The 8,282-nt window shown below is 40.8% G+C and carries 9 protein-coding genes; 8 read left to right on the forward strand and 1 reads right to left on the reverse strand.

The features are described 5' to 3' along the window. The first annotated feature begins 19 nt into the window (after positions 1-19). The 3 genes from RWZ99_RS08060 (at position 20) to rpsU (ending at position 2,349) form a co-directional block, all read left to right on the forward strand. Positions 20-1,129 (forward strand): aminotransferase, encoded by a 1,110-nt coding sequence (locus RWZ99_RS08060; RefSeq protein ID WP_314677888.1) that lies wholly within the window; start codon positions 20-22, stop codon positions 1,127-1,129. Between the two features lie 61 nt (positions 1,130-1,190). Continuing rightward, a complete protein-coding gene (locus tag RWZ99_RS08065) occupies positions 1,191-1,985 on the forward strand; it encodes an ABC transporter substrate-binding protein (RefSeq protein WP_314677859.1) in 795 nt (264 codons plus the stop codon). A gap of 187 nt (positions 1,986-2,172) precedes the next feature. Then, complete coding sequence (gene rpsU, locus RWZ99_RS08070) at positions 2,173-2,349, forward strand: 30S ribosomal protein S21 (RefSeq protein WP_002884573.1); 177 nt, start codon at positions 2,173-2,175, stop codon at positions 2,347-2,349. A 158-nt stretch (positions 2,350-2,507) separates the two neighbouring features. Here rpsU and mscL read toward each other — a convergent pair whose 3' ends face one another. After that, positions 2,508-2,888 (reverse strand): large conductance mechanosensitive channel protein MscL, encoded by a 381-nt coding sequence (gene mscL, locus RWZ99_RS08075; RefSeq protein WP_314677861.1) that lies wholly within the window; start codon positions 2,886-2,888, stop codon positions 2,508-2,510. A gap of 162 nt (positions 2,889-3,050) precedes the next feature. On the opposite strand from mscL, the gene dnaG reads away from it, so the two are divergent. The 5 genes from dnaG (at position 3,051) to rfbD (ending at position 8,215) form a co-directional block, all read left to right on the forward strand. Continuing rightward, positions 3,051-4,862: a DNA primase gene (gene dnaG / locus RWZ99_RS08080; protein ID WP_314677865.1), complete on the forward strand. Its 1,812-nt coding sequence runs from the start codon at positions 3,051-3,053 to the stop codon at positions 4,860-4,862. 3 nt (positions 4,863-4,865) lie between these two features. After that, the gene (gene rpoD, locus RWZ99_RS08085; RefSeq protein ID WP_314677868.1) at positions 4,866-5,975 is read left to right on the forward strand and encodes an RNA polymerase sigma factor RpoD; all 1,110 of its coding nucleotides are present in this window, start codon (positions 4,866-4,868) and stop codon (positions 5,973-5,975) included. A 53-nt stretch (positions 5,976-6,028) separates the two neighbouring features. After that, the gene (locus tag RWZ99_RS08090) at positions 6,029-6,364 is read left to right on the forward strand and encodes a metal-sulfur cluster assembly factor (RefSeq protein ID WP_002891474.1); all 336 of its coding nucleotides are present in this window, start codon (positions 6,029-6,031) and stop codon (positions 6,362-6,364) included. A 10-nt stretch (positions 6,365-6,374) separates the two neighbouring features. After that, a complete protein-coding gene (locus tag RWZ99_RS08095) occupies positions 6,375-7,301 on the forward strand; it encodes a glycosyltransferase family 2 protein (protein ID WP_314677884.1) in 927 nt (308 codons plus the stop codon). A gap of 62 nt (positions 7,302-7,363) precedes the next feature. Next, positions 7,364-8,215, forward strand: coding sequence for a dTDP-4-dehydrorhamnose reductase (gene rfbD / locus RWZ99_RS08100; protein ID WP_314677886.1), 852 nt, complete (start codon positions 7,364-7,366; stop codon positions 8,213-8,215). Positions 8,216-8,282 lie beyond the last annotated feature (67 nt).

Here is an 8,282-nt window from a genome sequence, read left to right on the forward strand (position 1 = left end):
AGAAAAGCAAGGAGAAACTATGAAGCTACCACGTTTTGGTGTTGAAGAATGGCTTAATGTCCATGAGAAATCTGCCGTTTATGATATCGCAGGAGTTTCAATTAAGGCCCTCACAATGGGAGAATTATTTGACCTATCAGGTCTTGATAAGGACGCCTTTTTTACCCAATTACTAAAGAAAAAGATGGATTACGGCTGGATTGAAGGGTCACCAGAGTTCAAAACTCAGGTAGCTAGCTTATACAAAAACATGCCAGTTGATAATATCCTCCAAACCAACGGAGCTACAGGAGCTACTATGTTAGCACTCTATGCTCTCATTGAGCCAGAAGACCATGTCATCTCCATGTATCCAACCTATCAACAGCTCTATGACATTCCTAAGTCACTAGGAGCAGAAGTGGATCTCTGGGAAGTTGAGGAGGACAAGGGCTGGTTGCCTGATTTGGACCACCTACGTCGTCTGATTCGTCCCAATACCAAGATGATCTGCATTAACAATGCTAACAATCCGACCGGTGCCCTTATGGATGCTGCTTACCTTGAAGACTTGGTGGCTATCGCTAAAGAAGTGGGTGCCTATATCTTCTCAGATGAGGTCTATCGCAGTTTTGACCAGCCCGCACCTTCTATCGTTGATTTATATGAAAAGGGAATTGCGGTCAACAGTCTTTCAAAGACCTATTCAATTCCTGGTATTCGAGTCGGTTGGGTAGCTTCTAATACTGATGTGGCAGACATTCTACGTGACTACCGCGATTACACAATGATTTGCGCCGGTGTCTTTGATGATATGGTGGCTACCCTTGTTTTGGAAAATAAAGAAGACATCTTGGAACGTAATCGTCAGATTGTAGAGGAAAATCTAGCTCTTATGGATGCGTGGATTGCCCAAGAGCCTAAGGCTAGCTGGATTCGTCCTGCTAGTGTATCAACTTCCTTCGTCAAATTAGATATTAATCGTCCTATTGAAGAGTTTGCCTTAGAACTTCTTCAGGAGTACGGTGTCCTTGTGGTTCCAGGTAATCGTTTTGACAAGGAGTCACATATCCGCATTGGTTATTGTTGCGATAAGGAAGTTCTTCAAAAGGGCTTGGAAAAACTGTCACAATTTCTTAATAAATGTTGACAATGTTACTAATTTTAAGTAAAATAAACGAGCAAAAATTATATTTATACAGGAGTTTCTTATGAAAAAACTATTCCTTGGAGCCATGGCTCTCCTTGCCACCGTAACTTTGGTAGCTTGTGGGTCAAAAAAAGACGCTTATGAATCTATTAAAGAAAATAAAAAACTTGTCGTGGCTGTCAGCCCAGACTATGCACCATTTGAGTTCAAAACTTTGGTAGATGGTAAAGACCAAGTAGTTGGTTCAGATATCAAGTTGGCACAAGCTATTGCGGATGAACTCGGTGTTAAGCTTGAAATTACAACAATGAGCTTTGACAATGTCCTTTCTAGCCTTCAATCAGGTAAGGCTGATCTTGCTATCTCAGGTATTTCAGTAACAGACGAACGTAAGAAAACCTTTGATTTCTCAGATCCTTACTACGAAACACAAAATGCTATCATCGTTCGTAAAGATCAAGAGTCTACTTACTCAAGCCTAGATGATTTCAAAGGTAAGAAAGTAGCAGTTCAAAAAGGTACCATTGAAGAAGGTCTTGCTAAGAAACAATTAAAAGATTCAACAGTTGTATCACTTACAGCAATGGGTGAAGCGATTAACGAGGTGAAGTCTGGCCAAGTTGATGCTGTTGACCTTGAAAAACCAGTAGCAGAAGGTTACGTGGCACAAAATCCAGATTTGGCTTTGGCAAGTGTTGCCCTCAAAGTTGATGATGGCGATTCAAAAGCAGTCGCTATGGCTAAAGGCAACGACAAATTGAAAGAAGTAGTTAACAAAGTCATCAATAAATTGAAAGCAAATGGTACTTACGACGAGTACATCAAGGATGCTTCTAAATATACAGCAGTTGAATAAATCAGTAGCTAGGGGAGATGATTCCTCTAGTTTTTTTGTATAGTGGATAGTTTTTAGTATGCTTAGAAGTCAACTGTGATATCAAAAATCCCCAAACTTAAAATATATTTCTTGACAGAAAAAGACGAGTCTTGTATACTTGAATAGAACGTGTAAAATGTTACATTATCTTGAGGAGGTGAATTCAATGTCAAAAACAGTAGTACGTAAAAACGAATCACTTGACGACGCTCTTCGTCGTTTCAAACGTTCTGTGACTAAAGCTGGTACTCTTCAAGAGGCTCGTAAACGTGAACATTACGAAAAACCTTCTGTAAAACGTAAACGTAAATCAGAGGCAGCTCGCAAACGTAAAAAATTCTAATTAAGAATGAAATTAATAGAAAAAAGCTTGAGTCTTCTCAAGTTTTTTTCTTTTCATCGAATAAATAAGTCAGTTAGTAGTCATGAGACACAAAAAATAAGACGTCTGGGATGTCAGACGTCTTGAGTTTCATATGTCTTTAGTTGAACAAATAAAGATTATTTGTTTGCAAGAAGGTCGCGGATTTCAGCGAGCAATTCTTCTTGTGATGGACCTGCTTCTTCAGCAGCTTCTTCAGCTTGTTTTTGACCAAGAGCTGTTGCTTTATCAGCAGCTTTAACAACGAAGAAGAGAGTAGTACCAACGATGATGAAGTTGATAACTGCGCTTAAGAAGTTACCGTATGCGATACCGTTCCATGACAATTTAGAGAGGTTTTCAACGTTAGCAGCCTTAACAACTGGGTTAAGGATAAGTGGTGTGATGATATCACTTACAAGTGAAGTAATAATAGCGTTGAAAGCAGTCCCCATAACAACGGCTACAGCAAGGTCAAGGACGTTACCCTTGAACAAAAAGTCTTTAAGTTCTTTAATCATTTTGACAATGATTCCTTTCTTTTATTTACTTTTAATAGTTTATCTGATTTTGTAAAGCTTGACAAGAGATTTGCTCATGAAAAATCGATTTTATTTTACTTTCATTTTTCATCGTGTTATAATTAGGGGTAATGCAATTATGGTAAGATAGGGGGCGATTAGATGGTGATTGATAAACCTTTAATAGAAGAAATTAAGAGCAGTACCAATATCGTCGACGTGATTGGTGAAGTTGTCAGTCTTAATCGCGCAGGTCGTAATTACCTTGGCCTATGCCCCTTCCATAAGGAAAAAACTCCCTCATTCAACGTTATTGAGGATAGACAGTTTTACCATTGCTTTGGTTGTGGCAAGTCTGGCGATGTCTTCAAATTTTTAGAAGAATATCGTCAGATTTCTTTTCAAGAAAGTGTCAAGGTTCTGGCAGATCGACTAGGTATCGCAGTTAATATAGATGCGCCAAGGCAAGCCAAGCAGCAAAATTCTCCTAATCAAGCTTTTTATGATCTTCATGAGGATGCGCTTAAGTTTTACCATGCTGTCCTCATGACAACTAAGATAGGAGAAGTAGCGCGTGCCTACCTCTATGAGCGTGGGATGACTGACGACTTACTCAAGACATTTCAGATTGGCCTATCTCCTGACGAACCAGATTATCTCTACCAGTCAGTTTCAAAAAAATATGACGAAGAGGTACTGACAGGATCAGGTCTTTTTAATCTTTCTGAAAACAATCGCATTTTTGATACTTTCAAAAATCGAATCATGTTTCCACTCAAAAATGAGTTTGGAAAGACAATCGGTTTTTCAGGACGTGTTTGGACTAAGGAAGATATAGAGAAGGACCAAGCCAAGTACAAAAATACAAGGGCTACCCGTATTTTCAATAAGTCCTACGAGCTCTACCACTTGGATCAGGCTAAACCAGTGATACAAAAGACACATGAGGTTTATCTGATGGAGGGGTTCATGGATGTTATTGCTGCCTATAGAGCTGGGCATGTTAATGCAGTGGCATCTATGGGAACAGCTCTGACTCCTGAGCATGTCAATCGTCTACGCAAACTAACTAAAAAAATTGTTCTAACCTATGATGGTGACAAGGCTGGGCAAAATGCGATTGCCAAGTCTCTGGAACTGTTATCGGATTTTCAGGTTGATATTGTTAAAATTCCAGACAATATGGACCCTGATGAATATCTACAGAAAACGTCTGAAGAGGCTTTGGGTAAACTCTTGGTTGAGTCCCGTATTTCAGATGTGGAATTTTGGATTGGACAGCTCAAGCCTGCTAATGTAGACAATCTTCAAGCGGAGATTGCCTATGTCGAGCAGATTGCAAAGATTATTGCTAAGTCTCCTTCTGTCACGGCACAGAATTCCTACATTTCCAAGGTGGCTGACCTTCTGCCAGACTTTGATTTTTTCCAAGTCGAGCAAGCGGTCAATAACGAACGGTTGACCATGAGAAATCAGCAGACGGCTCAATTATCAGCGGCTAGTCATAGTGCTTATGAGTCTTCAGTATCGGGATTAAGAGGGACGGTCAAACTACCTTCTATACCTAAGATTACAGGTCTTCGTCGCGCGGAAAATCAACTCTTCCATCGCATGCTTAATCATCCTATGATTTTAAACGACTATCGTATGCGTGATGACTTTTTCTTCCAAACACCTGAGTTAGAAGAACTCTTTCATATTTTGAAGCAAGACGGTCAAATTGATACGGTAGCCTTGTCTGTACTTTCTCAAGAGGTACAAACAGCCTATTATCAGGTTTTAGAGGAAATTTTGCCACCTGAAACCAATTTAGAGGAAGTCCAGGCTATTGAAGAGCGTAGAAATCATTTTCTGAGGGAACAGGACTTCCGTAAGCAAAGTAAACAAATAAGAGAATCAAGTAACCACGGTGATGTGGATGCAGCGGTGGAAGCCCTGCAAATGCTCATCGCCCAAAAACGAGATATGGAGTAATACATGGCAAAGAAAAAACAAAATACAGCATTTAACGTTCAAGTCGCTGATTTCATTCGTAACCACAAAAAAGCTGGTACAGCAATTGATGATGAAGTCACAGAAAAACTAGTTATCCCATTTGTTCTAGATGCTGATGGGATTGATGACCTTTTGGAACGTTTGACAGATGGTGGTATCTCTATCACTGATAAAGATGGAAATCCTTCATCTAAATATGTTGTTGAGGCACCAAAACCAGAAGAGCTTACAGACGAGGAGCTTATTGGTTCAAACTCAGCTAAGGTCAATGACCCTGTTCGTATGTATCTCAAAGAGATTGGGGTAGTGCCTCTCTTGACTAACGAAGAGGAAAAAGAATTGGCTATCGCTGTTGAAAATGGTGACTTGGAGGCTAAACAACGTTTGGCAGAAGCTAACCTTCGTTTGGTAGTCTCAATCGCTAAACGCTATGTTGGACGTGGCATGCAGTTCTTGGACTTGATTCAAGAGGGGAACATGGGGCTTATGAAAGCCGTTGATAAATTTGACTACTCTAAAGGTTTCAAATTCTCAACTTATGCGACATGGTGGATTCGTCAGGCAATCACACGTGCCATCGCAGACCAAGCGCGTACGATTCGTATCCCAGTTCACATGGTTGAAACCATCAATAAATTGGTACGTGAGCAACGTAACCTCTTGCAAGAGTTGGGACAAGACCCAACACCTGAGCAAATCGCTGAGCGTATGGATATGACACCAGATAAGGTTCGTGAAATCCTTAAGATTGCTCAAGAACCAGTCTCACTTGAAACACCTATCGGTGAAGAGGATGACAGCCATTTGGGTGATTTTATCGAAGATGAAGTTATCGAGAATCCAGTAGATTACACCACTCGTGTCGTTCTTCGTGAACAATTGGATGAGGTGCTTGATACCCTAACAGACCGTGAAGAAAACGTTCTTCGTCTCCGTTTCGGTCTTGATGATGGCAAGATGCGTACCTTGGAAGATGTTGGTAAAGTCTTCAACGTTACTCGTGAACGTATTCGTCAGATCGAAGCTAAAGCCCTTCGTAAATTGCGCCATCCAAGCCGCAGCAAACAACTTAAAGACTTCATTGAAGACTAAGATAGTAAATGGAAGGGGCCTGATTGTTAGGCCCTGATTTTGGAGGAAAAGCTATGTCTGAAGTAAAATACACTGAAGAAGAAATTGAAAAAATCAAAGACCGTATCTTGGAAGCCTTAGAAATGGTCATTGACCCAGAGTTGGGGATTGATATCGTCAACCTAGGCCTCATTTACGATATCCGTTTCCAACAAGACGGCTATACTGAAATCGATATGACCTTGACGACTATGGGATGCCCCTTGGCAGATCTTTTGACAGACCAAATCTATGACGCTATGAAAGAAGTACCCGAAGTCACTAAGACTGAGGTTAAGTTGGTCTGGACACCAGCATGGACTATTGAAAAGATGAGTCGCTACGCTCGTATCGCTCTAGGTATTCGTTAGGAGAAGATTTATGAAAACACTGGCTATCGTTGTCCCTTGTTATAATGAAGAAGAGACTATTCATCCTTTCCTAGAAGCCTGTCAAGCAGTTGAACGACAAATGGCCAATCAGTTGATTTTCAACTACTATTTTGTCAATGATGGTTCTAAAGATCGAACTTTGGAAGTTTTGAGACAGGTTTCAAAGCAATTTGAAAATGTTCACTACCTCTCTTTCTCTCGTAATTTTGGGAAGGAGGCAGGCTTGCTTGCAGGATTAGAAGCAGCTGAAGGTGATTACGTCACAGTGATGGATGCCGATCTTCAGGATCCACCTGAACTTCTCATCGAGATGTATGCCAAAATTCAAGAAGGCTACGATGTTGTCGGGACCCGTCGTGCTGACCGTAAGGGGGAGCCTCCGATTCGTTCCATCTTTGCCAAGACGTTCTATTGGCTAATTAACAAAGTTTCTGACACAGAAATGGTAGACGGGGCGCGTGATTTCCGTTTGATGACTCGTCAGGTTGTTGATGCCATTCTCGAACTAAAAGAAGTGAATCGCTTTTCAAAAGGACTCTTTTCATGGGTTGGCTTTGATGTGGCCTACGTCTCTTATGAAAATCGTGAACGCGTTGCTGGAGAAACCTCGTGGTCTTTCTGGAGTTTATTGAGGTATTCTCTTGATGGCTTTATCAACTTTTCCGAAGTGCCATTGAAACTTGCCACTTGGGCAGGAACCTTTTCATTCTTAATTTCTTTAGTTGGAATTGTCTTTGTCGTTATCCGAAAACTAACTATAGGTGGGAGTGTTGCAGGCTGGGCAAGCCTTGTCTCAATCATCCTTTTTATCGGAGGAATCCAACTCCTAGCCTTGGGTATCATCGGGAACTATATCTCAAAGATCTTCCTAGAAACCAAGAAACGACCAGTTTATATTGTTAAGGAAAAAGGGTGAAATTTCACCCTTTTTCTGTTAAAATTAAAGTGCTATTAATGAAAATTACAAGGAGAAAAAATATGATTCTAGTAACAGGTGCAAATGGCCAACTCGGAACCGAGCTTCGTCACCTTCTTGACGAGCGTAACGAAGAGTATGTAGCAGTAGATGTGGCAGAAATGGACATCACAGATGCTGAAAAAGTAGATGAAGTGTTTGCGGAAGTAAAACCAACCTTAGTCTATCACTGTGCTGCCTACACAGCTGTTGATGCTGCTGAAGATGAAGGTAAAGAACTTGACTATGCTATCAACGTGACTGGTACTGAAAATGTCGCTAAGGCTGCTGAAAAACATGGGGCAACGCTGGTTTATATTTCAACAGACTACGTTTTTGATGGTGAAAAACCAGTCGGTCAAGAGTGGGAAGTTGATGATAAACCAGATCCACAGACAGAGTACGGTCGTACAAAACGTATGGGTGAAGAGCTCGTTGAAAAACATGTGACTAACTACTACATTATCCGTACTGCTTGGGTGTTCGGTAACTATGGTAAAAATTTTGTCTTCACTATGCAAAACCTTGCTAAAACTCACAAGACGCTGACAGTCGTTAATGACCAACACGGTCGTCCAACTTGGACACGTACTTTGGCAGAGTTTATGACTTATTTGGCTGAAAACCGTAAGGAATATGGCTACTATCACTTGTCAAACGATGCAGCAGAAGATACAACTTGGTATGACTTTGCGGTTGAAATCCTCAAAGATACTGATGTTGAAGTGAAACCAGTTGATTCAAGTCAATTCCCAGCTAAAGCTAAACGCCCTCTTAACTCAACAATGAGCTTGACTAAGGCTAAGGCTACAGGATTTGTCATCCCAACATGGCAAGATGCTTTGAAAGAGTTTTACAAACAAGAAGTGAAATAAAAACACAGCAGTCGGTACTAGCCCCCAAAAATGAGACACAAGAAAAACACTCCTGTTGAAAATCTAG

It is taken from the genome of uncultured Streptococcus sp., from assembly GCF_963545685.1.
Classification (GTDB): domain Bacteria; phylum Bacillota; class Bacilli; order Lactobacillales; family Streptococcaceae; genus Streptococcus.

Coding starts and splice junctions, on each gene's coding strand:
- RWZ99_RS08060 (WP_314677888.1), top strand. CDS start 20: ATGAAGCTACCACGTTTTGGTGTTGAAGAATGGCTTAATGTCCATGAG.
- RWZ99_RS08065 (WP_314677859.1), top strand. CDS start 1,191: ATGAAAAAACTATTCCTTGGAGCCATGGCTCTCCTTGCCACCGTAACT.
- rpsU (WP_002884573.1), top strand. CDS start 2,173: ATGTCAAAAACAGTAGTACGTAAAAACGAATCACTTGACGACGCTCTT.
- mscL (WP_314677861.1), bottom strand. CDS start 2,888: ATGATTAAAGAACTTAAAGACTTTTTGTTCAAGGGTAACGTCCTTGAC.
- dnaG (WP_314677865.1), top strand. CDS start 3,051: ATGGTGATTGATAAACCTTTAATAGAAGAAATTAAGAGCAGTACCAAT.
- rpoD (WP_314677868.1), top strand. CDS start 4,866: ATGGCAAAGAAAAAACAAAATACAGCATTTAACGTTCAAGTCGCTGAT.
- RWZ99_RS08090 (WP_002891474.1), top strand. CDS start 6,029: ATGTCTGAAGTAAAATACACTGAAGAAGAAATTGAAAAAATCAAAGAC.
- RWZ99_RS08095 (WP_314677884.1), top strand. CDS start 6,375: ATGAAAACACTGGCTATCGTTGTCCCTTGTTATAATGAAGAAGAGACT.
- rfbD (WP_314677886.1), top strand. CDS start 7,364: ATGATTCTAGTAACAGGTGCAAATGGCCAACTCGGAACCGAGCTTCGT.